Genomic DNA, 24,858 nt, shown 5'->3' with positions numbered 1-24,858 from the left:
GACCAGAGCCATGGCCATCGGTTTTTGCTATTCGGCATCGCTACGCGCGTAGAACCCTCTCCGGCGCGATAACTTCGCCCCGCCCCCTGCCCGCCCAGCCCGCTTTGCCGTCCCCCCACCGCCCGCAGGCGCCCGCCCTGCCCTCCCGCCCGGCCCTGTCCCGCCAAGGAGAGTGCGTCATCAACGCGTCCAGTCCGTCAAAGTCGCCGGCTGCTGCCGCCGTCGAACTGCACGGCATCACCAAGCGATTCCCCGGCGTCGTCGCCAACCACGACATCGACATCACCATCCGCAAGGGCACCGTGCACGCCCTGGTGGGGGAGAACGGTGCCGGCAAGTCGACCCTGATGAAGATCCTCTACGGCATGCAGAAGCCGGACGAGGGCACCATCACCGTCGACGGTGAGCAGGTCACCTTCTCCAGCCCGTCCGACGCCATCGCGCGCGGGATCGGCATGGTCCACCAGCACTTCATGCTGGCCGACAACCTCACCGTGCTGGAGAACGTCGTCCTCGGCGGCGAGAAGCTGTACGGCATCGGCGCCGGAGCCCGCAAGAAGATCAAGGAGATCTCCGACGCCTACGGGCTGGGCGTCCGCCCCGACGCCATGGTGGAGACCCTCGGCGTCGCCGACCGCCAGCGCGTCGAGATCCTCAAGGTCCTCTACCGCGGCGCCCGCACCCTGATCCTCGACGAGCCCACCGCGGTCCTCGTCCCGCAGGAGGTCGACGCCCTCTTCGCCAACCTGCGCGAGCTCAAGGCCGAGGGCCTGACCGTCATCTTCATCTCGCACAAACTGGGTGAGGTCCTGTCGGTCGCCGACGACATCACCGTCATCCGCCGCGGCACCACCGTGGGCACGGCGGACCCGAGGACCACCACCACCAAGCAGCTCGCCGAGCTGATGGTCGGCAGCGAACTCCCCTCGCCGGAGACCCGCGAGTCCACCGTCACCGACGTCGCGATGCTGGACGTCACCGGCCTGACCCTCACCGAGACCGACCCCGACGGCATCGTCCGCGAGGTCCTCGCCGGAATCGACTTCACCATCCACAAGGGCGAGGTCATGGGCATCGCCGGTGTCGAGGGGAACGGCCAGACCGAGCTGATCGAGGCCCTGATCGGCCTGCGCGACCCCGACGGCGGCACCATCTCCCTCGACGGCGCCGACATCTCGCACGCGCCCACCCGCAAGCGGCGCGAGCGCGGCATCGGCTACATCCCCGAGGACCGCCACCGCCACGGGCTCCTGCTGGAGTCCCCGCTGTGGGAGAACCGCATCCTCGGCCATGTCACCGAGGCCCCCAACAGCCGCAAGGGCGTCCTCGACCTCAAGGCCGCCCGCAAGGACACCGAGCGCATCGTCCGCGAGTACGACGTGCGCACGCCCGGCATCGAGGTCACCGCGGCCTCCCTCTCCGGCGGCAACCAGCAGAAGCTGATCGTCGGCCGCGAGATGAGCCACGCGCCCAAGCTGCTCATCGCCGCCCACCCCACGCGCGGCGTGGACGTCGGCGCGCAGGCGCAGATCTGGGACCAGATCCGCGAGGCCCGCCGCGAGGGACTGGCCGTGCTGCTGATCTCCGCCGACCTGGACGAGCTCATCGGGCTCTCCGACACCCTGCGGGTGATGTACCGCGGCCGCCTGGTCGCCGACGCCGACCCCGCCACCATCACCCCCGAGGAGCTGGGCTCGGCCATGACCGGCGCCGCCACCGGACACCTCGAAGCACCCGAGACGCCGCAGGACGGCACCGCGCCGCAGGACGGCACCGCGCCGCAGAACGGCACGACGACGCCGCAGGACGGCACGACGCCCAGGAACGGTGAGGGCCGATGAAGAAGTTCGACAAGGACCGGCTGGTCCTGGGCCTCGCCGGCCCGGTGCTCGCCCTGGTCGTGGCCTTCCTGCTCACCTCGGTGGTGCTGGTCCTCTCCGGCCTCAGCGCCTTCGAGCCGTACCAGCTCATGATCGAGCAGGTCGAGTTCACCGATGTGCAGGTCCTCATCCTGAACCAGACCGGCATCTACTACCTCGCCGCTCTCGCCGTCGCCGTCGGCTTCCGGATGAACCTCTTCAACATCGGCGTCGACGGGCAGTACCGCCTGGCGGTCATGCTCGCCGCCGTCGTCGGCGCCTCCGTGGACCTGCCCGGTCCGCTGCACATCCTGCTGATCGTGCTCACCGCCATGTTCGTCGGCGCCATGTGGGCCGGCATCGCGGGCATCCTCAAGACCACCCGCGGGGTCAGCGAGGTCGTCTCCACGATCATGCTGAACGCCATCGCGACCAGCCTGATCGCCTGGATGATCCTCCCCGCCAACCTCGGCGAGCAGGTGGCCGGCTCCAACGAGCTGACCACCGGCGAGATCCCCGAGTCCGGCTGGTTCCCGGGCCTCGAACTCGACGGCGGCACCATCTACGGCTTCACCTTCGTCGCCTTCGCGCTCGGCATCGTCTACTGGTTCGTCCTCAACCGCACCCGCTTCGGCTTCGACCTGCGCGCCACCGGCGCCAGCCAGTCCGCCGCCCAGGCGAGCGGCGTCGACGCCAAGAAGATGGTGCTCACCGCCATGCTGATCTCGGGCGCCGTCGCGGGCCTGGCCGGTATGCCGATGCTGCTGGGCCAGACCCACACCTACAGCCTGAGCTTCCCGACCGGCGTCGGCTTCACCGCCATCACCATCGCGCTGCTCGGCCGCAACAACCCGGTCGGCATCTTCTTCGCCGCCCTCCTCATCGCCTTCCTGGACAAGACGGCGGAGGGCCTCGGCATCGCCGGCTACCCCCGGGAGATCGCCCTCATCATGCAGGGCCTGATCGTGATCTCGGTCGTCGTGTCCTACGAACTCGTCCGCCAGTACGGGCTCCGCCGCCAGCAGCAGAAGGTCGGCGAGGAACTCGCCGCGCAGGCCCGCAAGAACAAGGAGGTGGCAGCGGCATGACGGAGAGCACGAGCACGGTCTCGATGGCGAGCACCGCGCCCAAGAAGGGCGGCGGCCGCCGCAAGCTGTCCCTGCCCGTCATCCTCCTGATCATCGCCGCGGGGCTGCTGCTGTTCTCGCTGGTCCGCATGATCAGCGGCGCCGACGACCTCACGTCGACCGGCCAGGTCTCCGGCGCCCTTCAGCTCGCCGTCCCGATCGGCCTCGCCGGTCTCGGCGGCCTCTGGGCCGAGCGCGCGGGCGTCATCAACATCGGCCTCGAAGGCATGATGATCCTCGGCACCTGGTTCGGCGCCTGGGCGGGCTACCAGTGGGGCCCCTGGACCGGTGTCCTCGTCGGCATCGCCGGCGGCGCGGTCGGCGGTCTGCTGCACGCGGTGATGACGGTGACGTTCAACGTCAACCACATCGTCTCGGGTGTGGCCGTCACCATCCTGGCCACCGGCCTGACCCGGTACATGTCCAACTTCACCTTCGCCGAGGCGGACGGCGGCTCCTCCAAGCAGTCCCCGCGCATCGAGCAGATCGACCGGATCACCATTCCAGGACTCTCCGACTGGCTGGCCGACCTCCAGGGCAAGCACTGGTTCTTCGTCTCCGACCTGGCCGGTGTGCTGGGCGGTCTGGTGACCAACCTGTCCCTGCTGACCGTGGTCGCCCTGCTGCTGATCCCCGGCACCTGGTGGGTGCTGTGGCGGACCTCCTTCGGTCTGCGCCTGCGCTCCTGCGGCGAGAACCCGATCGCCGCCGAGTCCCTGGGCGTCAACGTCTACAAGTACAAGTACATCGCCGTGATCGTCTCCGGCGCCCTGGCCGGCCTCGGCGGCGCGTTCCTCGCGATCGTCTCCACCGGTATCTACCAGGAGGGCCAGACCGGCGGCCGCGGCTACATCGGTCTCGCCGCGATGATCTTCGGCAACTGGATGCCGGGCGGCATGGCGCTGGGCGCGGGCCTCTTCGGCTTCACCGACAGCCTCAAGCTGCGCGGCGGCGCGGTGAACGTCCACGCGATGCTGCTGCTCCTCGCGATCCTGCTGGTGATCGCGGTCGTCTGGCAGCTCTACAAGAAGAAGTACCTCTCGGCCGTGATCGCGGGCGCCTTCTCGGCCCTGCTGTTCACCTGGTACGCGCTCACCGACGTGCTGCCCAGCCAGTTCGTGGACGCCGCGCCGTACGTCACCACGCTGCTGGTCCTCGCGCTCTCCGCGCAACGGCTGCGGATGCCCAAGGCGAACGGCATGCCGTACCGCAAGGGCCAGGGCAAATGACGGCTCGGGCCGTCGAGACCGCCGACTGGGACGCCCTGCGGGAGCGGGCGCGTGAGGCCATGTCCCACGCGTACGCGCCGTACTCGGGCTACCCGGTCGGGGTCGCCGCCCTCGTCGACGACGGCCGGGTGGTCACCGGCTGCAACGTCGAGAACGCCTCGTACGGACTGAGCCTGTGCGCCGAGTGCGGGCTCGTCTCGCAGCTCCAGGCGACGGGCGGCGGGCGGCTGACGCACTTCGCCTGCGTGGACGGCCGGGGCGAGGTCCTGGTGCCGTGCGGACGGTGCCGGCAGCTGCTGCACGAGTTCGGCGGGCCGGACCTGCTGCTGGACACCCCGGCGGGGATCCTGCCGCTGTCCGCGATGCTGCCGCAGGCCTTCGGCCCGGGGCACCTGGGCTGAGGCCACATGGGTCCGGGGCACGTGGCTCCGGGCCACATGGGCTCGGGCCACACGTGCCGGCGCCACACGGCTTCGGGGCACACGGCTTTCGGGACACATGGCTCCGGGCCACACGTGCCGGCGCCACACCGCTTCGGGACACATGTGCCCGGAGCCCATGGGCTCGGCCCGGACCGTTCCGGGCCACCCCGCGGCCCTTCCGCTCCGGTGGGAGGGCCGCTCCCATACCCTTGCTCTATGCGCGTAGAGCCTCCCTCTGCGCGGTGAGCCACCACTGGAGGACATGCCATGGACGTCATCTCCGTCATCCGCACCAAGCGGGACCGCGGCGAACTGAGCGGCGAGCAGATCGACTGGGTCATCGACGCCTACACCCGCGGCGCGGTCGCCGACGAGCAGATGTCCGCCCTCGCCATGGCGATCCTGCTCAACGGCATGAACCGCACGGAGATCGCCCGCTGGACCGCCGCCATGATCGCCTCCGGCGAGCGCATGGACTTCTCCTCGCTCTCCCGCCCGACCGCCGACAAGCACTCCACCGGCGGCGTCGGCGACAAGATCACCCTGCCGCTCGCCCCGCTGGTCGCCGCCTGCGGCGCCGCCGTCCCGCAGCTCTCCGGCCGCGGCCTCGGCCACACCGGCGGCACCCTCGACAAGCTGGAGTCCATCCCCGGCTGGCGCGCCCTGCTCTCCAACGAGGAGATGCTGAACGTCCTGGACACCACCGGCGCCGTCATCTGCGCCGCGGGCGACGGCCTGGCCCCCGCCGACAAGAAGCTCTACGCCCTGCGCGACGTCACCGGCACCGTCGAGGCCATCCCGCTGATCGCCTCCTCGATCATGTCCAAGAAGATCGCCGAGGGCACCGGCTCCCTCGTCCTCGACGTCAAGGTCGGCACCGGCGCCTTCATGAAGAACATCGAGGACGCCCGCGAACTGGCCGCCACCATGGTCGGCCTCGGCACCGACAGCGGGGTGCGCACCGTCGCCCTGCTCACCGACATGTCCACCCCGCTCGGCCTCACCGCGGGCAACGCCCTGGAGGTCCGCGAGTCCGTCGAGGTCCTGGCCGGCGGCGGCCCCGCCGACGTCGTCGAGCTGACCCTCGCCCTCGCCCGGGAGATGCTCGACGCGGCCGGCATCAAGGACGCCGACCCCGCCAAGGCGCTGGCCGACGGCTCCGCCATGGACGTCTGGCGCCGGATGATCGCGGCCCAGGGCGGCGACCCGGACGCGGCCCTGCCCGTCGCCCGCGAGCAGCACGTCGTCACCGCGCCGTCCTCCGGTGTGCTGACCCGCCTCGACGCCTACGGCGTCGGCATCGCCGCCTGGCGCCTCGGCGCGGGCCGCGCCCGCAAGGAGGACCCGGTGCAGGCCGGCGCGGGCGTCGAGCTCCACGCCAAGCCGGGCGACACCGTCACCGAGGGCCAGCCCCTGCTGACCCTGCACACGGACACTCCGGAGAAGTTCGGCTACGCCCTCGACGCCCTGGGCTCCGCGTACGACATCGCCCCGGCGGGCACGGCGTACGAGGCGCGGCCGGTCGTGCTGGAGCGCATCGCCTGACCCGGGGACGCCCCCTCGGGTGACCGGCCGCCGATGACTTCCCGCCCGGCGGCCGGTCACCCCCATGTGGACGCCGAGCAGCCGATCGTCATGCGCATCACCGGGGGACTGGCCCCGGGCGATGCGCCACGCCTGTGCGAGGAACTGACCGGGAGGTTCCGTGAACGCCTCCGGGACGACGGGCCCGCCGGACCCGACGCCCCACCCGACGCGGCGGGGGAGCCGGTGCCCGGGCCCGCGCCGGTCCTGGTCGACGTCGCCGGGCTGACCCGCGCCGACCTCGCGGCCGTCGAGGTGCTCACCCGGCTCCAGCTCACCGCCCGCCGCCACGGCACCCGCGTCCACCTCACCGGCGCCGGGGCCGAACTCCGCCTTCTGCTGGGCCTCATGGGCCTGACCGGCCCGGCGGGCCTCGGCGAGATCGCCCGCGCGGGGCCCCCGCAGTGAGCGGGCCTGCCGCCGGCCCGGAGACGACTACCCCGCGACCGGCGACCCGTCCTTGTCCAGGGCGTCCGGCAGGTCGAAGAGCGGGAACCAGCGCTTGGTGTCGAGGAAGAAGTCCATCCCGCCGACCTTGCCGTCCCGCAGCTCCAGGACGATCAGGGCCCACGGCTCGTACCCCTCGCCGTCCTGGCGGGGGTGGTAGTGGGCGAAGGCCGGGACGCCGTTGGCGACGGTGGGGACCAGTCGGGAGCCGCGGCAGACCTCGCCGACGCCCAGCATCCAGCCGGTGATGTCGTCGTGGCCGCGCAGCCAGAGGTCGTACGGCGGCATGGACATCGTGGCGTCCTCGTGGAGGAGCGCGGTCAGGGCCTTCATGTCGTAGCCCTCGAACGCGGCCACATAGCGGTTCAGCAGCTCCTGCTGCTCCTCGTCGAGCGGATCGGCCGCGTCCGCCGTGCCCGGCCGGTGATCGGCGAGGGTGGCCCGGGCGCGCTGGAGGGCGCTGTTGACCGAGGCGACCGTGGTGTCCAGCAGTTCGGCGACCTCGCTCGCCTTCCAGGCCAGCACCTCCCGCAGGATCAGCACCGCCCGCTGCTTGGGCGGCAGATGCTGGAGGGCCGCCATGAAGGCCAGCCGGATCGACTCCCCCTCCACCGCCGTCTCCGCCGGGTCCGCCACCGACGGCAGCACCCGCCCGTCCGGCACCGGCTCCAGCCAGGTGATCTCCGGACGGGCGTTGAGCTGTGCCTGCGCGACCGGGGTGGGGCCGGACAGGTCCATCGGGCGGGCCCGCCGGCCCGCCGCGTTCAGCATGTCGAGGCAGACGTTGGTCGCGATGCGGTACAGCCAGGAGCGCAGCGAGGAGCGGCCCTCGAAGGTGTCGATGCTGCGCCAGGCGCGGACCATCGTGTCCTGCACGGCGTCCTCGGCCTCGAAGGACGAACCCAGCATCCGGTAGCAGTAGCCGGTCAGCTCCCGGCGGTGCTGCTCCAGTCTGGAATCCAGGTCCCGCGTCGTCGCGAGGTCACTCATCGGTCCACCCCTGTCACCCGTCTGTCACATCGGCACCGGTCCCGGGGAACCTACAGGAGGGCACCGACAGCGCGGGTCAGGTTCCGGGCTTGCGCCCGTACACGTACACGTCGTCGCCGTTCTTCAACAGGTTCCAGTATGCCTTCGCGTCGGCGGGCCGCATATTGACGCAGCCCCCGGAGCCCGGCGGGTTCCACATGGACTTCGTGGTGGAGTGGAAGGCCTGTCCGCCGTCGAAGAACTGCGAGTAGGGCATCCGCACGTTGTAGAGCGTCGACCAGTGGTTGATGCTGCGCCAGTAGATCTTCTTGGCGCCGGTACGGGTCTCCGTGCCGTCCTTGCCGGTGCGCACCGGGACCGGGCCGAACTTCAGCTTCTTGCCGTCCTGGATCCAGCTCAGCTGGCGCGTGAGGTCGACGCAGGCGATACGGCCCTTGTTCGTCGGGCACTTGCCGGCCTTGTTCGGGTTCTTCCCGGCCGCCTTCTGCTCGTTCATCGTGTTCATCGTGCGCCAGGTCAGCGGGCCCGCGTAGCCGATGGTCGGCGTGATGCCGTGCTTGGACTGGAAGGCGCGGATGGCCTTGCAGTCGGCCGACGACTGCTTTCCGTCGACCGGACGGCCGAGGAACTTCTCCACCTGCTTCTGGTGCGGTCCCGTCGACGTCGTACAGGACGCCGCCTGGGCGGTCCCGCTGCCGAGGACGGCGGTCAGCGGTACCAGCAGCCCCGTGAGCCCCAGCACCACACCCGTACGTCCCGATATGCCCCTCATGTTCCCCAACTCCCCTTTGATTGACTTCCGGTTGGGAGGTCCTGCCGGTTGAGACACCTTAGAGGCGGTATCAGTTGCACGGACAGAACACGAATCTGGCACGTGCGGAACCGTTACCCGGGAGAAAGGGGCCGGGAGGGGGCCGGCCCCCGCGGTCAGGCCGTCGCGAGGCGGCGGTCGTGCGCGCGGGCGGCGTGCGTCCCGTAGAGGGTGATCGAGACGACGCCCAGTACCGCGAGCAGCCCCAGCGCCACCGTCCCGGCCCAGCCGCCCGCGTGGAAGGCGACCGCGCCCAGCGTGCCGCCCGCGCTGCTGCCCAGGTAGTACGCGGACTGGTAGAGCGCCGACGCCTGCGCGCGGCCGGTCTTCGCGGTCCGGCTGACCGAGGAGGAGGCGACCGCGTGGCCCGCGAAGAAGCCGGCCGTGATCAGCACCAGACCGGCGAGGACCGAGGGGAGGGAGTCCGCCAGGGAGAGCAGCAGCCCGGCGGCCGTCGTCGTCACCGCGAGGTACAGCGCGCCGCGCCGCCCGAGCCGGCCGACCAGCCGCCCGGCCGCCGCCGAGGAGACCGTGCCCACCAGGTACACCAGGAAGACCGAGCCGATCACACCCTGCGGCAGGCTGAACGGCGCCTCCACCAGCCGGTAGCCGATCACCGTGTAGACCGCGCCGAACACCGTCATGAACAGCGCGCCGATCGCGTACAGCCGCAGCAGCAGGGGGTCGGCGAGGTGGCCGCGGACCGTGCGGGCCAGCGCCCGCGGGTTCAGCGTGCCGGGGGTGAAGTGACGTGCCTTCGGCAGCAGGACGCGGAACACCAGCGCGCAGACCAGGGCCAGCACGCCGACCGCCGCCAGCGCCCAGCGCCAGCCGCCGAGCTGCGCGACCCAGCCGGTCACGATGCGGCCGCTCATCCCGCCGATGCTGTTGCCCGCCACGAACAGGCCGATCGCCGCGACCAGCGCCTTCGGGCGCACCTCCTCCGCGAGGTACGCCATCGCGGAGGCGGGCAGCCCGGCGAGGGCCGCGCCCTGCACGGCGCGCAGCGCCACCAGCGACTCCAAGTTCGGCGCGAAGGGCACCAGCAGGCCGACCGCCACGGCCACGGCGAGGGAGACGTGCATCATCCGGGTCCGGCCGACGCGCTCGGAGAGGGCGCTCATCGGGAGGACGAAGAGGGCCAGGGCGCCGGTCGCCGCCGAGACCGTCCAGCTCGCCGCGGACGCGGTCACGCCGAAACCGGCGGAGACGGCGGGCAGCAGGGCCTGCGTCGAGTAGAGGAGGGCGAAGGTCGCCAGACCGGCGGCGAACAGGGCCAGGTTGAGGCGCCGGTAGGCCGGGGTGCCGGGGGCGAGGCGCGTGTCGGCGGGGCCGGCGGGCTCGGCGGGGAGCTGGGGTGCGGAAGGGGACGGCGGGACGGCGTCCACGGTGGTGGACGCCTTGGTACTGGCGGAAGGCATACCCCGAAGGTAGGCACGGCTTTTTCATGCGTCCAATGCATGGAATGGCCATAATCGTTCCCATGGTGCATGAGCGCAGTTCAGGGCCACGGCTGTCACCGGGCAGTTACGAAGAAGACATCGCGATGCAGCTCGCGCCGCGGCTCGCGTACTTCGTGGGCGTCGCCCGGCAGGAGCATGTGACCCGCGCCGCACAGGAGATGGGCGTCCCGCAGTCGACCCTCTCCCGGGCGATGGTCCGGCTGGAGGAGGACCTCGGGGTGACGCTCTTCGCGCGCCGGGGGCGCACGGTCTCGCTGACACCGGCGGGGCGCGCGTTCCTCGCCTCGGCGGAACGGGCCCTCGCGGAGGTGGAACGCGCGGCGGAGTCGGTGCGGGCGGACGCGGACCCGGCGGCGGGGAAGGTCGCGTTCGGGTTCCTGCACACGATGGGGTCGGAGACGGTGCCGTCGCTGATCCGTGCTTTTCGGGCAGACCATCCGCGCATCCGGTTCACGCTGGTGCAGAACTACGGCGAGGCGATGATCGAGCGGCTGCGGGCGGGGGACCTGGACCTGTGCCTCACCTCGCCGGTGCCGGACGCGCCGGACCTGGTGGCGCGGCGGCTCGACGAGCAGCGGCTGCGGCTGGTCGTCCCGGACGACCACCGCCTGGCCTCGCGCAAGCGGGTGCGGCTGGCGGAGGCGGCGGAGGAGACCTTCGTGACGCTGGAACCGGGGTACGGGCTGCGGCGGATCACGGACGACCTGTGCGCGCAGGCGGGGTTCGTGCCGCGGGTCGCCTTCGAGGGGGAGGAGGCGGAGACGCTGCGGGGGCTGGTGGCGGCGGGACTGGGGGTGGCGCTGCTGCCGCCGCCGGCGGTGGCGCGGCCGGGGGTGGTGGAGCTGACGGTCACGGCGCCGAGGGCGGTACGGGAGATCGGGGTGGCGTGGCTGGACGGGCACCCGGACACGCCGCCGGTGGCGGCGTTCAAGCGGTTTCTGCTGTCGCGGCGGGGGGCGTTGCTGTAGCCGCGTGCGCGTTGTGGTGGGGCGTTGCTTGCGTGCGGCGCTGTGGTGGGGGGCGTTGCTTGTGCGGGGCCCGGTCCGGGAGGCTGGTCTCGTGGCCCCTCCGGGGCTCATGCACGGGACGCGCGGCCTGCCCACCCGGCTTCCGGGCCACGCCGCACGTCCCGTACACGACCCCTGCACGGCCCCGGCCTCCCCACCATGGCTGAGCTGCGCCGCTACGCCCGGGAGGGGGCACGGGCAACGGCCGGCCGATGGCCGAGGTCGGAGGGCGGCGGGAGGGGCGTGGGGGCGGAGGAGGGGGGTGAGCGGACGTAAAGCGACGCAGCTCGCGCGGAGCGCGGTGAGTGCGGTGAGTAAAGCAGTCCGCGATCCCCCGTCCGGAGTTCCCGCGCCCCGGCACCCACCACCGGCCCTGGGCCCGCCACCGACCCCTGGCCCGCCCGCCCCGGGGCGGGCCTAGCGCCAGCGGCCGAAGCCCGCGGAGAGCGGCATGCGCAGCCCCAGCGGCGGCGGAGCCGCCAGCGCGTCGGCGACCGGGCGGGCGTAGCGGCGGGTGAAGAGGGAGCCGAGGACGAAGTCCGCGGAGAGGGCCAGGACTTCGTCCTGGTACTGCCGCAACCCGTGCCCGTCCGCGTGGACTTCGAAGCGGCACACGTCCCGGTTGGTCTTCTTGGCGCGGGCCGCGAGGCGGTAGGAGAGTTCCGGGTCGGTCGCCCGGTCGTTGGTGCCGTGGACGATCAGGACCAGGCGGCCCGTGAGTTGGGCCACCGGTTCCGGCGCGGCCGAGGGGTCCTCCGCCGGCAGCCAGGGCGCGAGGGCCAGGACGGAGGTCACCGCCGGGTGCCCCGCCGCGCGCAGGGCCGCCCGGCCGCCCATGCCGTGGCCCGCGAGGCAGACCGGCACATCGCCGTAACGGCGTACCACCTCCTCCGCCGCCCAGCTCGCGTCCGCGGCGAGCCGGGCCTCGGTGCCGTTCCAGCCCCGGCTGCGGTAGCGCACCCGGTGCACGAGCAGCCCCTCCGCGCGCCCCGCGCGGGCGAGGGTGCGGCCGAGCGGGAGGACCGACGCGGAGGAGAATGCCGAGGGACGCCGCTCGGACTCGGCCTCGCCGTTCGGGAGGAGGAGGACGACACCGCCCACCGGCGTCTGCTCCGGGAGGCGGACGGCGACGTCGCCGAGGCGGGCCTGTGCCGGGACGCGGCCGGTGCCCGGGGACTCGTCGACTGCTCTGTCACTGCGGGCTGTTGCCTGTCCCCACCACCGGGGCAGTGCGCGGTGTGCCATGGGCCAACAGTCTCAGAAGGCCAGGTGTACGCCACCCGTACGCGCGGTCACTGTTACGTATCGACGCTGCACGATCTACGCGCGTAGGCGTTAGAGTGCGGAGATGACGAGCCAGAGCCCTGATTCACCCACCGGAGACCAGATCCGCCGCGCGCCCAAGGTGCTCCTCCACGACCATCTGGACGGCGGTCTGCGCCCGGGCACGATCGTCGACCTCGCCCGGGAGACCGGCTACGAGGCACTGCCCGAGACCGAGCCCGACAAGCTGGGCATCTGGTTCCGCGAGGCGGCCGACTCCGGTTCCCTGGAACGCTATCTGGAGACCTTCGCCCACACCTGCGCCGTCATGCAGACCCGCGACGCGCTGTTCCGGGTGGCCGCCGAGTGCGCGGAGGACCTGGCCGAGGACGGCGTCGTCTACGCCGAGGTCCGCTACGCCCCCGAGCAGCACCTGGAGGCCGGGCTGACCCTGGAGGAGGTCGTCGAGGCGGTCAACGAGGGCTTCCGGGAGGGCGAGCGGCGCGCGAAGGAGAGCGGCCACCGCATCCGCGTCGGCGCGCTGCTCACCGCGATGCGGCACGCGGCCCGGGCGCTGGAGATCGCCGAACTGGCCAACCGCTACCGGGACTCGGGCGTCGTCGGCTTCGACATCGCGGGCGCGGAGGCCGGCTTCCCGCCCACCCGCCACCTGGACGCCTTCGAGTACCTCAAGCGCGAGAACAACCACTTCACCATCCACGCGGGCGAGGCCTTCGGCCTGCCGTCCATCTGGCAGGCCCTCCAGTGGTGCGGCGCCGACCGCCTGGGCCACGGGGTGCGGATCATCGACGACATCGAGGTCGCCGAGGACGGCTCGGTCACCCTCGGCCGGCTCGCCTCCTACGTCCGCGACAAGCGCATCCCGCTGGAGATGTGCCCGACGTCCAACCTCCAGACCGGAGCGGCCGACTCGTACGCGGACCATCCGATCGGACTGCTGCGCAGGCTGCACTTCCGGACCACGGTCAACACCGACAACCGGCTGATGAGCGGCACCAGCATGAGCCGTGAATTCGAGCTGCTGTGTGAGACCTTCGGATACACGCTCGACGACATGCAGTGGTTCACCGTCAATGCGATGAAGTCCGCGTTCATTCCTTTCGATGAACGACTCGCGATGATCAATGACGTGATCAAGCCCGGTTACGCCGAGCTGAAGGCGGAGTGGCTGTTCCGATAGGCCCAGGTCAGGGGCGTGGGGAGCGTTCCGGCGCGAGGGTGGTGAAACGGCCGCGGAGATCGATCCGCGGCCGTTTCGCGGTGTTTGCGGGTCCTGTGGGAGGCTGACTAGCTTGCGGAGCCGCTCATATTTCCGTCCCCAAGGGATACGTCTGTGATGAAGCAGTCCGCAAAGACCCTCGGCGCCGCCGCTCTCGGTGCCGCGTTCGCCGCTGCCGCCGCCGGAACCGCCTCGGCCGCCCCCGCCCTCCCCGACGCCACGGGCCTGCTGGGCACCGTGGGCCAGGTCGCGCCGGTGCAGGAGGCCGCGTCCAAGCTGCCCGCCGGCGCTCCCCAGGCCCTGGCCGGCGGCCAGAACGCGCTCACCGGCGCCGTCACCACGCTGCCCGGCACCCTCCAGGAGACGGCCGGTGAGACGCTGTCCAGCGAGGACGCCGCGGCTCCCGTGCACGGCCTGATCGGCGGCCTGAAGACCGGCGAGCTGGGCGGCGGCCTGGTCCCCGGCGGTCTGACCAACTGACCCGAGCCGCCGTGCGGTACACCCGTGGGGCGCGCACCCGGTCCGGGTGCGCGCCCCACGGCGTCGCGAACGCCCTTGTGCCCGGGCCGCGTCCGGAACGTTTCCGCGGACAGCCGGACGGCCGCTGTGCCAGGATCCCGGCATGCGTGCCCTGACCGCCGCCGCGCCCCCGCTGCTCGCCGCCTGCCTGCTGCTGACCCTCCCGGGCTGCACGAGCGGGGCGAGCGCGCCCGCGGCGGCACGGGGGAGCGCGGACGCCGAGCCCCCGGCCGGGGGCGTCGCGGCGCCGCCCGGCGCGGAGCGCCTGGAGAAGGCGGCCCTGGCCGCCGACGACCTCCCCGGCTTCCAGGTCTCCGCCGACACCGCCCTCACCCCGGACGGCCGGCCCCGGGCGGACCGCGCGGCCTGCCGCCCGCTGGCCGAGGCGATGGGGGACCGGCCCGGCGACCGGGCCCGGCACAGCGTCCACCGCGGCCTCGGCTCCCTGGAACACCTCGGCCTCGCCGTCTCGGTGTCCCTCAGCTCCTACGAGCCGTCCGACGCGGCCGGGCTCACCCGCGGCATCCGGAGCGCCCTGGACGCCTGCGCCGGCGGTTTCGAGGCGTCGTTGGACGGCCGGACGGCCGCGTACGGACCGGTGCGGCGCACCGCGTACACCGTGCCCGGCGCCGACGAGACGGTCTCCTGGACCGCGCTCGCCCGGACCGGCGGCACCGAGACCGCGCTCCATCTGGTGGTGGTGCGGGAGGGGGCGGCCGTCGCCCGGTTCATGGCGCTCGACCTCGCGGGCCGGACCCCGCCGCGCGTCCCGCGGGAGGTCGCCGACGCACAGCTGGCGAAGCTCCTGCGGACCGTTTCCTCCTGAGCCCGCCCCGGCCGGGCGGGCCGGTGCGGTTCACCAGGCGGTGGCGGTGGAGCGGCCGGCCTTCCGCTCCGAGGGCAGCAGGATCCACAGCGCCGCGTAGAGCAGGAACTGCGGGCCGGGCAGCAGGCAGGACGCCAGGAAGATCACGCGCATCGTGGTCGCGGAGGTGCCGAAGCGCCGGGCGAGCCCCGCGCACACCCCGCCGAGTACGCGTCCCTGATCGGGGCGGACTATCGCGGCCATGGTGAACTCCTTCGAGTCGTGGTGCCGGGAACCTCCGTGTGCTCCCGGTATCTCCATGGTGGCCGCGCGAACGGGGAGGAAACGTCGCTCTACGGGGCGATCCCGACCCCGGGAATCGTCGGGGTCGGACTCAGGGGCCGCTCGTCCCTGAGCAGGGCACCGCGCTCCGCCCCCGGGCCCTCCCCGCGGTGGGTGGGCGCGGTGGAGCGGCCGGCCGTCCGGCGGCGCAGCCGGGCCCGGCCCGCGGGGACCACCGCCAGATGCGCCAGGGCGACGCCGGCGGTGTTCAGCAGCAGCGAGTCGATGTCCACGACCTGCCCCGGCACCCCGGTCTGCAGCAGCTCGATGCCCAGCGACAGCAGCGCCCCGGCCGCCACCGTCCGGGTCAGGGACCCCCAGGGGGAGACGCTGATCCGGCCGCCGGCCAGGGGCAGCAGCACCCCGAGCGGCGCGAGCAGGAGCAGCCCGCCGCCGATGTGCCGGGCGCCCGCCACGAGACCCAGCTCCAGGGAGGCCCGGATTCCGGCGAGCGGCTCCAGGTTCGCCGCGGTCACCCACAGCACGTCGCGCGGACGCAGAGTCAGCCAGGCGACGAGCAGCAGATGGGAGAGGAGGAGCACGAGCCCCGCCGTGCGGAAGCGGATGGCGGCACTGCCGCCGGGACCTTGACGCTGCACGCCCCCCAAGACGCGCACTCCTCGTGAAACGGTTCCGCACATTCCGCGGTGACCGTGCCCACATCGCTCAGGGGGCGTGCGCACGGGGGCGGGGCGCCCGGCCCGGGAAGGGTGCGGGAGCGGGTGAGGCGGCGCGGGGGCGGGTGCGCCGGGGCGCGCGGGTCAGGAGGCGCCCGGGGCCGGGGCGGGGAGCGGGCTGCGGGTCGGGACCACGTCCTCGGGACGCTCCTTGACCGAGGGCGGGCAGAGGTACGCGCGCGGCGCCCAGTCGCCCGGCCCGCCCAGCAGCAGCGCGCCGTTTCGGCCCGAGCGGGTCTCCACCAGGGTGCACACGAGCTGCGCCAGCCCCTCGGCCGGCAGGTCCTCGGGCGGGCGGCTGAGCCGCAGGGTGCCCTCCGGGTCCCCCTCCCGGGCGCCGCTGAGCACCAGCGGGCCGCGCAGATAGGTCATCAGGCCCGCCTCGTGCTCGGCCGTCGACGGGTCCTGCTGGAGCGCGTCGAGCAGGGTCTGCGCCGCGTGCAGCCGGCTGGCGGCAGCCTTGTCGTCCGGTGTCGCCGCCGTGCGCTCCACCGGCACCAGCTGGGTCGCGCACACCAGATACACGCGCAGCGGGATGCCGGTCCGCCCCGACTGCGGGGTCATGTCGTCGGCCGATACCTCGCAGGGCACCCGGGAGGGGGCCGGGCCCGCCTCCACGGGTACCTGCGTCGGCCGGATGCCGCAGCCCGCGAGGGCCAGCGCCCCGGCCAGGCCGAGCAGCGCCGCGGCGCGGGTTCGCCGCGCCCGGCCCGCCGGTCCGGTCCGGACCCGGGTCCCCGGGCGGTCGCGACTGACAGGGGGCGTCACCGTGCGTCGTCCTCTCCGTGTCCGCCGCCGGGGCCGGTGCGGGGGTCGTGGCCGTGGTCCGGGCCGGCGGGCGGGGTGGTGTCCCCGTCGCCGTTCGCCTCCGGGTCGTCGAGGGCGTCGGTGCCGTGCGGGAGGCGCAGCACGAAGACGGCGCCGTCGCCGTCGGGCGAGTTGGCGGCGGTGATGTCGCCGCCGTGGATGTGGGCGTTCTCCATGGCGATCGACAGGCCCAGTCCGCTGCCCTCGGACCGGGGCCGGGAGGCGCTCGCCTTGTAGAAGCGGTCGAAGACGTGCGGCAGCACCTCCTCGGGGATCCCGGGACCGTGGTCGCGCACCTCGATCACCAGCTCGTCCTCCTCCGGGCGGACCGAGACCCGCACCGGGGAGCCGCCGTGCTTCAGGGCGTTGCCGATCAGGTTGGCCAGGATCACGTCGAGCCGCCGCGGGTCCAGGCGCGCCATGATCCCGCGCTCGGCGTCCAGTTCGACGGCGTCCAGCCAGGCCCGGGCGTCGATGCAGGCGGTGACCTGGTCGGCGACGTCGACCGTGTCGAGGACCAGCCGGGCGGTGCCCGCGTCGAAGCGGGTGACCTCCATCAGGTTCTCCACCAGGTCGTACAGCCGGCGCGTCTCGCTCACCACCAGGTTCACCGCCGGGGCGATCATCGGGTCGAGCGAGTCCGCCTCGTCCTCCAGCACCTCGGTGACGGCGGTCAGCGCGGTCAGCGGGGTGCGCAGCTCATGGGACATGTCGGCCACGAACCGGCGGCTCGACTCGTCCCGGGCGCTCATGTAGGCGACCTTCTTCTCCAGCGAGGCCGCCGTCTTGTTGAACGTCCGTGACAGCTCGGCCAGTTCGTCCGTGCCGGAGACCCGCAGCCGGGTGTCGAGCTTGCCCTCGCCGAGCCGACGGGCCGCCTCGCCCAGCCGGTGGACGGGCTTGAGGACGGTGGTGGCGGCGGCCTGGGCGAGGAGGGCGGAACCTATCAGCGCGAGCAGCGTCGCGATCGCCAGCGACCAGCCCAGCGAGGCGAGGTCCTCGCGCTCCTGGTCCAGCGACTTCAGCAGATAGCCGGTCGGCCCGCCGCCCACGATCCGGGTCCCGCCGACCAGATAGGGCGCGCCGCCCCGCTCGATCCGCTGCCAGTACAGGTGGTACGGGGCCGCGTTGCCCGACCCCACCTCCTGCCGGTCGTCCACGGCGTCCTTCAGGGACTGCGGGACGTCCTCCACGGTGAACGCGTCCGGTTCGGACACCCCGGTGATGGGCTTGCCCGCCTCCCGCTCGCCGATCAGGACCACGCTGTAGTCGCCGCCGGACGCCATCTGCTCGGCGGTGCGCTGGAGTTCGTCCTGGGTGGGCACGGGCGGCAGGGTCGCGGCCCGGTTCTGCATCTCGCGCCGGAAGTCGTCGAGCGCGGCCTCCTGCGTCCGGGTCAGCACCGCCTCGCGGTTCAGCCAGTACGCGATACCGGACGCGGACACGGCGGCGGTCAGCGCGACCAGGGCGAAGACGACGACCAGCCGCAGCCGCAGACTGGTCAGCCGGAGCCGGGCGAGTATGCCGCGCCTGGCGCCCGCGCTCACCGCGGGCCCCCGGCCGTCGCGCGGCGCGCCCGGCCGGATGTGTGCGTGTGGGTCACTGCGGGACGTCCAGCCGGTAGCCGACACCGCGCACCGTGCGGATCAGGGTCGGCGAGGACGGCACGTCCTCCACCTTCGCCCGCAGCCGCTGCACACAGGCGTCCACCAGCCGGGAGTCGCCGAGGTAGTCGTGCTCCCAGACCAGGCGCAGCAACTGCTGCCGGGACAGCGCCTGTCCGGGCCGCCGGCTCAGCTCCAGCAGCAGGCGCAGCTCGGTCGGGGTGAGCTGGAGGTCGTCGCCGTTCTTGGTGACCGTCATCGCGGAGCGGTCGATGACCAGGGACCCGAAGGTCGCCGAGTCGGTCGACTCGCGCTCGCCGCGGCGCAGCACGGCGCGGATGCGCGCGTCCAGCACCCGGCCCTGGACCGGCTTGACGACGTAGTCGTCCGCACCGGACTCCAGGCCGACGACGACGTCGATGTCGTCGCTGCGCGCGGTCAGCAGGATGATCGGCAGCTGATCGGTGCGCCTGATGCGGCGGCACACCTCGAAGCCGTCGATCCCGGGCAGCATCACATCCAGCACGATCAGATCCGGTCGCTGCTCGCGCAGCAGTTGGAGGCCGTCCTCGCCCGTCGCCGCGGTGGCCACACGGTGGCCCTGGCGGGTCAGGGAGAGTTCGAGGGCCGTGCGGATGGCGTCGTCGTCCTCGATCAGCAACAGGAAAGGCACGGGCCCATTCTGGCCCATGGGCAGCGAGGGTTCGACTCCCGTGGAGCATCACCGGTTGCGGGGGCCTCTGTGACGTGCCTGTGACAGTCGGCGGACACCGCGATGAAAGTGGCCGGGCAAGCTTCTTGTCACACCGAACGAACGGACTCCACTCGACGGGGGGCGCGAGATGAACGCACTGCACAGCACCACCTCCAGCGCAGTTGTCACGCGTCTCCACGACGTCGCGCGGAGCACCGAGAAGTCCGGCGCCGTGACCGGACGGGGGTGCGTTCGCGGCGCCGGGCGCCAGCACAAGCCGCCGTTCATGGCGGTCGTGGACGCCGCCGCGGGGGGCGGCAGGGCCGCGTACGGAGAGGCCACGGGGGAGCGGACGTCTCCGTCGGAGGTGGAGTTCACCACCTACGTGCAGGAACGCCGCGCCTCTCTGTACGCGACCGCCTACCACCTGACCGGTGACCGCCACGAGGCCGAGGACCTGCTCCAGAGCGCGCTGTTCTCGACCTACCGGGCGTGGGACCGGATCAGCGACAAGGCGGCGGTCGGCGGATACCTCCGCCGCACGATGACCAACCTGCACATCAGCGCCTGGCGCCGGCGCAAGCTCAACGAGTACCCCACGGAGGAGCTGCCGGAGACGGCAGGCGACACCGACGCGATGCGGGGCACCGAGCTGCGCGCGGTCCTGTGGCAGGCGCTGGCCAGGCTGCCCGAACTCCAGCGGACGATGCTGGTCCTGCGCTACTACGAGGGCCGCACCGACCCGGAGATCGCGGACATCCTGGACATCAGTGTCGGCACGGTGAAGTCCAGCATCTGGCGCTCGCTCCGCCGGCTGCGCGAGGACGAGGTCCTCAGCTTCGGCCGTGACGAGGAGGAGTCCTTCGGCGAGCTGGTGGCCTGAGGGACGGGAAGAGACGTCCGCCGTCCCGGGGGGAGACGGCGGCAGCGGGGTCCACGGGGGACACGGGGACACCGCGCCACGGGGGAAACGGGGGGAACGGGGGATCACGGGGGAAGCACGGCCCGCCGCTTCGGGGGAAGCGGCGGGAGGGATCCACGGGGGAATCGCGGATCCACGGGGGAGAAGCGGGGTCGGACGGACCAGGGGGTTCCGTCCGGCCCCGCTTCCTTGTGCGCGGCACACGTGTGGGCGGCGCACATGTGCGTGGGGCCCGTGGGGCGAGGGCACATGTGCGCCGCGCCTATGTGCGGGCCGGATGTGTCCGCGCCAGACGTGTGCGGGCCGCACGTGTGCAGGAGGCACATATGCCTGGCGCCCGCCCCGTCAGGCCGTGAGCTTCGGCTTCGGCGGGGCGGGGGTGCGGCAGCGGCCGGCCGCCGCGTCCGCGAGCCGGCCCAGCGCCTCGTCCCGTCCGCAGGGGTGCGCGCCCAGACCCGTCTGGCGCGCGACGATGCCCCGCTCCGCGCGCATCAGCCGCCAGCCGCGCCGCAGCAGGAACGGCACCGACTTGCGGCCCTCCCGCAGATCCCGGGCGAGCCGCCGGCGGAAGGTCGTCGACGGCCGCCCGCGCAGGCACAGCGCGTCGGCGAGGAAGCCGAGTTCCTGGCAGCGGCGGACGATCTCGGCCGCGAAGATGCCCTCCGCCACGAACAGCGGGGTGCGCGCGATGTCGAAGGTCTCCCGGCCCGTGCGGGAGCTGGTGGCGAGGTCGTACACCGGGACCTCGGTACGGCCCGTCGCGCACAGTTCGGCGATCGCGGCGACGGCCGCCTCCGCGTCCCAGGACGCGGGCGAGTCCCAGTCGATGTCGGCGCTGCCCGTCACCAGGGGCAGCGTCGGGTCGTTGCCCTCCTTGTAGAAGTCGTCCAGGCGCAGCACCGGCAGTCCGGTCCGGGCGGCGAGGGACGACTTTCCGGAGCCGGAGGGGCCCGCGAGCAGCACGACGCGGGTCGGTATGGGTTGGGAACTCACGGGAGACAAGTCTGACGCATCCAACCGGGCGGGCAACCCCCCGAGCACGTGATCGGTAACCAGTCTCACACCGCGACCCCGCCGCGACTACGGTCCGCAGACCGCCCGTCACCCGGCACCACCACCCGCGTACCCCCTAGACAAGGAACGACCATGGCTCGTCACGCAGCTCCCTCCCCCCGCCGCGGCGCCCTGCTGCGCGCCGGACTGACCGTCGCCGCGGCGGGTGCCGCCCTCGGCGCGGGCGCGGCGAGCGCGCAGGCCGCCCCCGCGCAGGCCGCCCCCGCCCCGGCCGCCTCCGCCGCGCCCGTCGGCCTGGACACCGCCTCGGCCGCGGCGCCCCTCCAGACCCTGACGGGCGTGGCGACCCGCTCCGTGGAGGGCGTGAGCGAGCTCAAGAGCCTCCAGCTCCACCCGCTGGCGAACACCGGCGTCGACCCGCTGGACAACGCCGTGGGCACCCAGGTCGCCGACTTCCAGCCGGTGAGCACCGCCCTGGTGACCGACAACATCACCCGCGGCCAGGCACTGGAGGACCTGCCCGCCGTCGGCCCGGTCGTCGGCGGCCTCCTCCCGTAACGCGCCCCGTCCCCGTCCCCGCGCCGGGACCCGGGCACGGAGAAGCCCCCGGCGCGGACGGACGCCGGGGGCTTCGGACCGGGCGGGCCCTCAGGGGCCCGAGGGGGGAGTGGCTCAGTACGCCGAGCCGGACGCGCCCAGCGAACCCGTGGGGTGCCAGACCGTCTTGGTCTCCAGGAACGCGGTCAGCCGGGACGTGCCCGGGTCCGCCGAGAAATCCACAGCCTGTGGACGCAGTACGCGCTTCAGGTTGTCCGCCGCCGCGACCTCCAGCTCCTTCGCCAGCTCCTCGCCGGCACCGGTCAGGTCGATCCCGTTGACGTCCTGGTGCGCGGCGAGCGGGGCCGCGAGCTCCGCCGTGCGGCCGGAGAGGATGTTGACCACCCCGCCCGGCACATCGGAGGTGGCCAGCACCTCGGCCAGCGAGAGGGCGGGCAGCGGCGCGTCCTCGGCGGCGATCACGACGACCGTGTTGCCGGTGGCGATCACCGGGGCGATCACCGACACCAGGCCCAGGAACGAGGACTTCTGCGGCGCGAGGACCGTCACCACACCGGTCGGCTCGGGCGTCGACAGGTTGAAGAACGGGCCCGCGACCGGGTTCGCCCCGCCCACGACCTGGGCGATCTTGTCCGTCCAGCCCGCGTACCAGACCCAGCGGTCGATCGCCGCGTCCACGACCGCGGCCGCCTTCGACTTGGACAGGCCCTCCGCGTCCGCCACCTCCCGCACGAACTGGTCCCGGCGGCCCTCCAGCATCTCGGCGACGCGGTAGAGCACCTGGCCGCGGTTGTACGCCGTCGCGCCCGACCAGCCGCCGAACGCCTTGCGGGCCGCGACCACCGCGTCCCGGGCGTCCTTGCGGGAGGAGAGCGGGGCGTTCGCCAGCCACTTGCCCTTCGAGTCCGTCACCTCGTACACCCGGCCGCTCTCGGAGCGGGGGAACTTGCCCCCGACGTACAGCTTGTAGGTCTTGAAGACGTTCAGTCGCCCGTCAGACATCGAGGTAGGCCTCCAGACCGTGGCGGCCGCCCTCGCGGCCGAAGCCCGACTCCTTGTAGCCGCCGAAGGGCGAGGTCGGGTCGAACTTGTTGAACGTGTTGGCCCACACCACACCCGCGCGGAGCTTGTTCGCGACCGCCAGGATGCGCGAGCCCTTCTCCGTCCAGATGCCCGCCGACAGGCCGTACTGGCTGTTGTTCGCCTTGGCCACGGCCTCGTCCGGGGTGCGGAAGGTGAGCACCGAGAGGACCGGGCCGAAGATCTCGTCCCGGGCGATGGTGTGCGCCTGGGTGACGTTCGTGAACAGCGTGGGCGCGAACCAGTAGCCCGAGGCCGGCAGCTCGCAGGCGGGCGACCAGCGCTCGGCGCCCTCGGCCTCGCCGGCCTCCACCAGGGAGGTGATCCGGGAGAGCTGCTCCTCGGAGTTGATCGCGCCGATGTCGGTGTTCTTGTCCAGCGGGTCGCCGAGGCGCAGCGTGGAGAGCCGGCGCTTCAGCGAGTCCAGCAGCTCCTCCTGGACCGACTCCTGCACGAGGAGGCGGCTGCCCGCGCAGCAGACCTGGCCCTGGTTGAAGAAGATGCCGCCGACGATGCCCTCGACGGCCTGGTCGATCGGGGCGTCGTCGAAGACGATGTTGGCGCCCTTGCCGCCCAGCTCCAGGGTGACCTTCTTCTCCGTGCCGGCGACCTGGCGCGCGATGGCCTTGCCGACGGCGGTCGAGCCGGTGAAGGCGACCTTGTTCACATCCGGGTGCTCGACGAGCGCGGCACCGGCGTCCCCGTAGCCGGGGAGGATGTTGACGACACCCTTGGGCAGGCCCGCCTGGCGGCAGATGTCCGCGAAGAACAGGGCGGAGAGGGGGGTCGTCTCGGCGGGCTTGAGCACCACCGTGTTGCCGGTGGCGAGCGCCGGGGCGATCTTCCACGCGAGCATCAGCAGCGGGAAGTTCCACGGGATGACCTGGCCGGCCACGCCCAGCGGCCGCGGGTCCGCGCCGAAACCGGCGTGGCCGAGCTTGTCGGCCCAGCCCGCGTAGTAGAAGAAGTGCGCCGCGACCAGGGGGAGGTCCGCGTCGCGCGTCTCCTTGATCGGCTTGCCGTTGTCCAGGGTCTCCAGGACGGCCAGCTCACGGCTGCGCTCCTGGATGATCCGGGCGATCCGGAACAGGTACTTGGCGCGCTCGGAGCCCGGCAGCGCGGACCACTTCTCGAACGCCTTGCGCGCGGCCTTCACCGCCCGGTCGACGTCCGCGGCGCCCGCCCGGGCGACCTCGGAGAGGACCTCCTCGGTGGACGGGGAGACCGTCTTGAAGACCTTGCCGTCGGCGGCGTCGGTGAACTCGCCGTCGATGAACAGCCCGTACGAGGGGGCGATGTCGACGACGGAACGCGACTCGGGGGCCGGCGCGTACTCGAAGGGGGAGGGGGAAGCGGAAGCCATGGTGATCAGTCCACCGTCACGTAGTCGGGGCCGGAGTAGCGGCCGGTGGCGAGCTTCTGCCGCTGCATCAGCAGATCGTTCAGCAGGCTGGAAGCGCCGAAGCGGAACCAGTGGTTGTCCAGCCAGTCCGTGCCCGCGGTCTCGTTGACCAGCACCAGGAACTTGATCGCGTCCTTGGACGTGCGGATTCCGCCGGCGGGCTTCACACCCACCTGCACCCCAGTCTGCTCCCGGAAGTCGCGGACGGCCTCCAGCATCAGCAGGGTGTTCGCCGGGGTCGCGTTCACCGCGACCTTGCCGGTCGAGGTCTTGATGAAGTCCGCGCCCGCGAGCATGCCGAGCCAGGAGGCGCGGCGGATGTTGTCGTACGTGGACAGCTCGCCGGTCTCGAAGATGACCTTCAGGCGGGCGGCGCCGGACGCCTCCTTCACCGCCAGGATCTCCTCGTAGACCTTGAGGTACTTCCCGGCGAGGAAGGCACCGCGGTCGATCACCATGTCGATTTCGTCGGCCCCGGCCGCGACGGCGTCCCGGGTGTCGGCGAGCTTGACGTCGAGGGCGGCGCGGCCGGCCGGGAACGCGGTGGCGACGGAGGCGACCTTGACGTCGGCGCCGTTCAGCGCGGCCTTGGCGGTCGCCACCATGTCCGGGTACACGCAGACCGCGGCGGTGGTCGGGGTGGACCGGTCGGTCGGATCGGGATGCACGGCCTTGGCGGCGAGCGCCCGGACCTTGCCCGGGGTGTCCGCGCCTTCGAGCGTCGTGAGGTCGATCATCGAGATGGCCAGGTCGATGGCGTACGCCTTCGAGGTGGTCTTGATCGACCGGGTGCCGAGGGACGCGGCGCGCGCTTCCAGGCCGACGGCGTCGACGCCGGGCAGCCCGTGCAGGAAACGGCGCAGCGCACTGTCGGACGCGGTCACGTCGGGGAGTGCTGCTGGGGCATTGGTGGGCATGGTCACCAGAGGAGCATATCTACGCGCGTAGCGGCCTGTACAGGGGGGTGCGGGCGGCGGATTGATGGCGGGCGT

25 protein-coding genes are annotated in these 24,858 nt (G+C 72.7%); 12 read left to right on the top strand and 13 right to left on the bottom strand.

Translation table 11 applies throughout. The annotated features are described in order from the left end of the window. Positions 1 to 179 precede the first annotated feature (179 nt). The 6 genes from ABZ457_RS05095 to ABZ457_RS05070 all read left to right on the top strand — a co-directional run bounded on the left by ABZ457_RS05095 (position 180) and on the right by ABZ457_RS05070 (position 6,629). Positions 180 to 1,841 carry an ABC transporter ATP-binding protein gene (locus ABZ457_RS05095; protein ID WP_359154104.1) on the top strand — a complete coding sequence of 554 codons (1,662 nt, stop codon included), beginning with the start codon at positions 180 to 182 and terminating at the stop codon, positions 1,839 to 1,841. Beyond that, entirely contained in the window at positions 1,838 to 2,947 is a 1,110-nt protein-coding gene (locus tag ABZ457_RS05090) for an ABC transporter permease (protein WP_359153985.1), read from the top strand. The genes ABZ457_RS05095 and ABZ457_RS05090 overlap by 4 nt, the downstream gene beginning before the upstream one ends. Beyond that, a complete protein-coding gene (locus ABZ457_RS05085; protein ID WP_359153983.1) occupies positions 2,944 to 4,215 on the top strand; it encodes an ABC transporter permease in 1,272 nt (423 codons plus the stop codon). The genes ABZ457_RS05090 and ABZ457_RS05085 overlap by 4 nt, the downstream gene beginning before the upstream one ends. Then, on the top strand, positions 4,212 to 4,616 hold the full coding sequence (locus tag ABZ457_RS05080; protein WP_359153981.1) for a cytidine deaminase: 405 nt from the start codon (positions 4,212 to 4,214) through the stop codon (positions 4,614 to 4,616). Before ABZ457_RS05085 ends, ABZ457_RS05080 begins: the two co-directional genes overlap by 4 nt. A 288-nt stretch (positions 4,617 to 4,904) precedes the next feature. Next, positions 4,905 to 6,182 carry a thymidine phosphorylase gene (locus tag ABZ457_RS05075; RefSeq protein WP_359153979.1) on the top strand — a complete coding sequence of 426 codons (1,278 nt, stop codon included), beginning with the start codon at positions 4,905 to 4,907 and terminating at the stop codon, positions 6,180 to 6,182. 33 nt (positions 6,183 to 6,215) lie between these two features. Further along, a complete protein-coding gene (locus ABZ457_RS05070) occupies positions 6,216 to 6,629 on the top strand; it encodes an STAS domain-containing protein (protein WP_359153977.1) in 414 nt (137 codons plus the stop codon). A gap of 27 nt (positions 6,630 to 6,656) precedes the next feature. Here the strand turns inward: ABZ457_RS05070 and ABZ457_RS05065 are convergent, their stop codons facing one another. The 3 genes from ABZ457_RS05065 to ABZ457_RS05055 form a co-directional block, all read right to left on the bottom strand. Beyond that, positions 6,657 to 7,658, bottom strand: a complete 1,002-nt coding sequence (locus ABZ457_RS05065) for a sigma-70 family RNA polymerase sigma factor (RefSeq protein ID WP_359153975.1) — start codon at positions 7,656 to 7,658, stop codon at positions 6,657 to 6,659. Positions 7,659 to 7,734: 76 nt separating this feature from the next. Then, positions 7,735 to 8,430, bottom strand: a complete 696-nt coding sequence (locus tag ABZ457_RS05060; RefSeq protein WP_359153973.1) for a L,D-transpeptidase family protein — start codon at positions 8,428 to 8,430, stop codon at positions 7,735 to 7,737. A gap of 155 nt (positions 8,431 to 8,585) precedes the next feature. Continuing rightward, complete coding sequence (locus ABZ457_RS05055; RefSeq protein ID WP_359153971.1) at positions 8,586 to 9,890, bottom strand: MFS transporter; 1,305 nt, start codon at positions 9,888 to 9,890, stop codon at positions 8,586 to 8,588. A 62-nt stretch (positions 9,891 to 9,952) separates the two neighbouring features. On the opposite strand from ABZ457_RS05055, the gene ABZ457_RS05050 reads away from it, so the two are divergent. Then, complete coding sequence (locus ABZ457_RS05050) at positions 9,953 to 10,900, top strand: LysR family transcriptional regulator (RefSeq protein WP_359153969.1); 948 nt, start codon at positions 9,953 to 9,955, stop codon at positions 10,898 to 10,900. A gap of 456 nt (positions 10,901 to 11,356) precedes the next feature. On the opposite strand, the gene ABZ457_RS05045 is transcribed toward ABZ457_RS05050, so the two are convergent. Continuing rightward, on the bottom strand, positions 11,357 to 12,184 hold the full coding sequence (locus ABZ457_RS05045; protein WP_359153967.1) for an alpha/beta hydrolase: 828 nt from the start codon (positions 12,182 to 12,184) through the stop codon (positions 11,357 to 11,359). 103 nt (positions 12,185 to 12,287) lie between these two features. Here ABZ457_RS05045 and ABZ457_RS05040 point away from each other — a divergent pair, with 103 nt between their 5' ends. From ABZ457_RS05040 to ABZ457_RS05030, 3 genes are all read left to right on the top strand, one after another. Beyond that, positions 12,288 to 13,403, top strand: coding sequence for an adenosine deaminase (locus ABZ457_RS05040; RefSeq protein ID WP_359153965.1), 1,116 nt, complete (start codon positions 12,288 to 12,290; stop codon positions 13,401 to 13,403). Positions 13,404 to 13,559: 156 nt separating this feature from the next. Continuing rightward, on the top strand, positions 13,560 to 13,922 hold the full coding sequence (locus ABZ457_RS05035) for an ATP-binding protein (RefSeq protein ID WP_359153963.1): 363 nt from the start codon (positions 13,560 to 13,562) through the stop codon (positions 13,920 to 13,922). A 142-nt stretch (positions 13,923 to 14,064) separates the two neighbouring features. Then, on the top strand, positions 14,065 to 14,787 hold the full coding sequence (locus ABZ457_RS05030) for a hypothetical protein (RefSeq protein ID WP_359153961.1): 723 nt from the start codon (positions 14,065 to 14,067) through the stop codon (positions 14,785 to 14,787). 30 nt (positions 14,788 to 14,817) lie between these two features. On the opposite strand, the gene ABZ457_RS05025 is transcribed toward ABZ457_RS05030, so the two are convergent. From ABZ457_RS05025 to afsQ1, 5 genes are all read right to left on the bottom strand, one after another. Then, positions 14,818 to 15,030, bottom strand: a complete 213-nt coding sequence (locus ABZ457_RS05025; protein ID WP_359153959.1) for a PspC domain-containing protein — start codon at positions 15,028 to 15,030, stop codon at positions 14,818 to 14,820. Positions 15,031 to 15,119: 89 nt separating this feature from the next. Continuing rightward, positions 15,120 to 15,707 (bottom strand): VanZ family protein, encoded by a 588-nt coding sequence (locus ABZ457_RS05020; protein WP_359154102.1) that lies wholly within the window; start codon positions 15,705 to 15,707, stop codon positions 15,120 to 15,122. 162 nt (positions 15,708 to 15,869) lie between these two features. Then, positions 15,870 to 16,553, bottom strand: coding sequence for a hypothetical protein (locus ABZ457_RS05015; RefSeq protein WP_359153957.1), 684 nt, complete (start codon positions 16,551 to 16,553; stop codon positions 15,870 to 15,872). Continuing rightward, positions 16,550 to 18,139, bottom strand: a complete 1,590-nt coding sequence (locus ABZ457_RS05010; protein WP_359153955.1) for a HAMP domain-containing sensor histidine kinase — start codon at positions 18,137 to 18,139, stop codon at positions 16,550 to 16,552. Before ABZ457_RS05010 ends, ABZ457_RS05015 begins: the two co-directional genes overlap by 4 nt. A gap of 52 nt (positions 18,140 to 18,191) precedes the next feature. Further along, positions 18,192 to 18,869 (bottom strand): two-component system response regulator AfsQ1, encoded by a 678-nt coding sequence (gene afsQ1 / locus ABZ457_RS05005; protein ID WP_199790018.1) that lies wholly within the window; start codon positions 18,867 to 18,869, stop codon positions 18,192 to 18,194. Positions 18,870 to 19,038: 169 nt separating this feature from the next. On the opposite strand from afsQ1, the gene ABZ457_RS05000 reads away from it, so the two are divergent. Further along, a complete protein-coding gene (locus ABZ457_RS05000; RefSeq protein ID WP_359153952.1) occupies positions 19,039 to 19,773 on the top strand; it encodes a SigE family RNA polymerase sigma factor in 735 nt (244 codons plus the stop codon). Between the two features lie 384 nt (positions 19,774 to 20,157). Here ABZ457_RS05000 and ABZ457_RS04995 read toward each other — a convergent pair whose 3' ends face one another. Further along, the gene (locus ABZ457_RS04995) at positions 20,158 to 20,805 is read right to left on the bottom strand and encodes an ATP-binding protein (protein WP_359153950.1); all 648 of its coding nucleotides are present in this window, start codon (positions 20,803 to 20,805) and stop codon (positions 20,158 to 20,160) included. A gap of 153 nt (positions 20,806 to 20,958) precedes the next feature. Here ABZ457_RS04995 and ABZ457_RS04990 point away from each other — a divergent pair, with 153 nt between their 5' ends. Beyond that, on the top strand, positions 20,959 to 21,384 hold the full coding sequence (locus tag ABZ457_RS04990) for a hypothetical protein (RefSeq protein ID WP_359153948.1): 426 nt from the start codon (positions 20,959 to 20,961) through the stop codon (positions 21,382 to 21,384). A gap of 114 nt (positions 21,385 to 21,498) precedes the next feature. Here the strand turns inward: ABZ457_RS04990 and ABZ457_RS04985 are convergent, their stop codons facing one another. The 3 genes from ABZ457_RS04985 to deoC are packed head-to-tail and all read right to left on the bottom strand — an operon-like array spanning position 21,499 to position 24,783. Further along, a complete protein-coding gene (locus ABZ457_RS04985) occupies positions 21,499 to 22,386 on the bottom strand; it encodes an aldehyde dehydrogenase family protein (RefSeq protein ID WP_359153946.1) in 888 nt (295 codons plus the stop codon). After that, on the bottom strand, positions 22,379 to 23,827 hold the full coding sequence (locus tag ABZ457_RS04980; RefSeq protein ID WP_359153943.1) for an aldehyde dehydrogenase family protein: 1,449 nt from the start codon (positions 23,825 to 23,827) through the stop codon (positions 22,379 to 22,381). Before ABZ457_RS04980 ends, ABZ457_RS04985 begins: the two co-directional genes overlap by 8 nt. 5 nt (positions 23,828 to 23,832) lie before the next feature. Next, the gene (gene deoC / locus ABZ457_RS04975) at positions 23,833 to 24,783 is read right to left on the bottom strand and encodes a deoxyribose-phosphate aldolase (protein WP_359154100.1); all 951 of its coding nucleotides are present in this window, start codon (positions 24,781 to 24,783) and stop codon (positions 23,833 to 23,835) included. Positions 24,784 to 24,858 lie beyond the last annotated feature (75 nt).

Origin of the sequence: Streptomyces sp. NPDC005805, assembly GCF_040630445.1 — a bacterium.
Classification (GTDB): domain Bacteria; phylum Actinomycetota; class Actinomycetes; order Streptomycetales; family Streptomycetaceae; genus Streptomyces.
The sequence above is the reverse complement of the archived record's forward strand: the minus strand, read 5'-3'. Positions and strand labels throughout refer to the sequence as shown.

What these genes read in the sequence shown, in the direction of transcription:
- ABZ457_RS05060 (WP_359153973.1), bottom strand. Translation starts at nt 8,430, where the DNA reads ATGAGGGGCATATCGGGACGTACGGGTGTGGTGCTGGGGCTCACGGGG.
- ABZ457_RS05090 (WP_359153985.1), top strand. Translation starts at nt 1,838, where the DNA reads ATGAAGAAGTTCGACAAGGACCGGCTGGTCCTGGGCCTCGCCGGCCCG.
- ABZ457_RS04985 (WP_359153946.1), bottom strand. Translation starts at nt 22,386, where the DNA reads ATGTCTGACGGGCGACTGAACGTCTTCAAGACCTACAAGCTGTACGTC.
- ABZ457_RS04980 (WP_359153943.1), bottom strand. Translation starts at nt 23,827, where the DNA reads ATGGCTTCCGCTTCCCCCTCCCCCTTCGAGTACGCGCCGGCCCCCGAG.
- ABZ457_RS05025 (WP_359153959.1), bottom strand. Translation starts at nt 15,030, where the DNA reads ATGGCCGCGATAGTCCGCCCCGATCAGGGACGCGTACTCGGCGGGGTG.
- ABZ457_RS05035 (WP_359153963.1), top strand. Translation starts at nt 13,560, where the DNA reads ATGAAGCAGTCCGCAAAGACCCTCGGCGCCGCCGCTCTCGGTGCCGCG.
- deoC (WP_359154100.1), bottom strand. Translation starts at nt 24,783, where the DNA reads ATGCCCACCAATGCCCCAGCAGCACTCCCCGACGTGACCGCGTCCGAC.
- ABZ457_RS05055 (WP_359153971.1), bottom strand. Translation starts at nt 9,890, where the DNA reads ATGCCTTCCGCCAGTACCAAGGCGTCCACCACCGTGGACGCCGTCCCG.
- ABZ457_RS05080 (WP_359153981.1), top strand. Translation starts at nt 4,212, where the DNA reads ATGACGGCTCGGGCCGTCGAGACCGCCGACTGGGACGCCCTGCGGGAG.
- ABZ457_RS05040 (WP_359153965.1), top strand. Translation starts at nt 12,288, where the DNA reads ATGACGAGCCAGAGCCCTGATTCACCCACCGGAGACCAGATCCGCCGC.
- ABZ457_RS05075 (WP_359153979.1), top strand. Translation starts at nt 4,905, where the DNA reads ATGGACGTCATCTCCGTCATCCGCACCAAGCGGGACCGCGGCGAACTG.
- ABZ457_RS05070 (WP_359153977.1), top strand. Translation starts at nt 6,216, where the DNA reads ATGACTTCCCGCCCGGCGGCCGGTCACCCCCATGTGGACGCCGAGCAG.
- ABZ457_RS05030 (WP_359153961.1), top strand. Translation starts at nt 14,065, where the DNA reads ATGCGTGCCCTGACCGCCGCCGCGCCCCCGCTGCTCGCCGCCTGCCTG.
- ABZ457_RS05065 (WP_359153975.1), bottom strand. Translation starts at nt 7,658, where the DNA reads ATGAGTGACCTCGCGACGACGCGGGACCTGGATTCCAGACTGGAGCAG.
- ABZ457_RS04990 (WP_359153948.1), top strand. Translation starts at nt 20,959, where the DNA reads ATGGCTCGTCACGCAGCTCCCTCCCCCCGCCGCGGCGCCCTGCTGCGC.
- ABZ457_RS05045 (WP_359153967.1), bottom strand. Translation starts at nt 12,184, where the DNA reads ATGGCACACCGCGCACTGCCCCGGTGGTGGGGACAGGCAACAGCCCGC.
- ABZ457_RS05085 (WP_359153983.1), top strand. Translation starts at nt 2,944, where the DNA reads ATGACGGAGAGCACGAGCACGGTCTCGATGGCGAGCACCGCGCCCAAG.
- ABZ457_RS05000 (WP_359153952.1), top strand. Translation starts at nt 19,039, where the DNA reads ATGAACGCACTGCACAGCACCACCTCCAGCGCAGTTGTCACGCGTCTC.
- ABZ457_RS05050 (WP_359153969.1), top strand. Translation starts at nt 9,953, where the DNA reads ATGGTGCATGAGCGCAGTTCAGGGCCACGGCTGTCACCGGGCAGTTAC.